The sequence below is a fragment of the Neisseria sp. P0009.S007 genome (assembly GCF_051962515.1).
Genome location: NZ_JBQCVF010000693.1, coordinates 1 through 872, shown reverse-complemented (window position 1 = coordinate 872; position 872 = coordinate 1). Strand labels below are relative to the sequence as shown.

2 protein-coding genes are annotated in these 872 nt (G+C 48.9%); both read left to right on the top strand.

What is annotated here, in order from left to right:
• Positions 1–387, top strand: a 387-nt coding sequence (locus ACTHS3_RS15740) for an acyl-CoA thioesterase (RefSeq protein ID WP_440368472.1), incomplete at its 5' end; no start/stop codon positions are given.
• Positions 388–490: 103 nt separating this feature from the next.
• The coding region (locus ACTHS3_RS15735; protein WP_440368471.1) for an MATE family efflux transporter at positions 491–872 on the top strand (382 nt) is incomplete at its 3' end.

Below are 872 nucleotides of genomic sequence, written 5' to 3'. Positions count from 1 at the left end.
TTTGACGTAGATGCCATGCACATCGTGTGGCACGGCAACTATGTCAAATACCTTGAAACCGCACGTTGCGCTTTTTTATCTTCCATCGGTTACGACTACAACGAAATGGGACGGCAGGGGTACAGCTGGCCGATTGTGCAGATGAACCTCAAATACATCCGCCCTGCCCGTTTCGGCCAAAAAATCCGCGTTAATATGGACATCGTTGAAATCGAAAGCTGCCTGCGTATCGATTACACCATTTACGATGCTGAAACCAACGAAAAACTAACCCGCGCTTTGACTACCCAAGCCGCAGTATCACTTTCAGACGGCCTGATGCAGTTTCAAACGCCGGACAGCTGGTTGGAAGCAGTAAAAAGACATCCGACATTTAAGGCCGTCTGAAAAATTTAGCGATTAAACAACATATTGCCTGCTTATCAGCATTACCCTTTATAATTTTAAATTTCCGTTTTCAGACGGCCTTTATCCTCAAACCGCACACATTATGCTACTGAACCTCAACCGCTTTGCCTTTCCTGTTTTCTTAAAAGAAACCCGCCTGCTTACCGCCCTCGCCCTGCCTATGCTGTTGGCGCAAGTGGCGCAAGTGGGTATTGGTTTTGTCGATACGGTGATGGCCGGTGGCGCAGGTAAGGAAGATTTGGCCGCGGTGGCTTTGGGCAGTAGCGCGTTTTCCACGATTTACATTACCTTTATGGGCGTGATGGCGGCATTGAACCCGATGATTGCCCAGCTGTACGGCGCAGGTAAAACCGAAGAAGTCGGCAAAACAGGAATGCAGGGCATTTGGTTTGGCTTGTGTTTGGGCGTATTCGGTATGCTGTTGATGTGGGCGATGATTACGCCATTCCGTCATTGGCTGACAT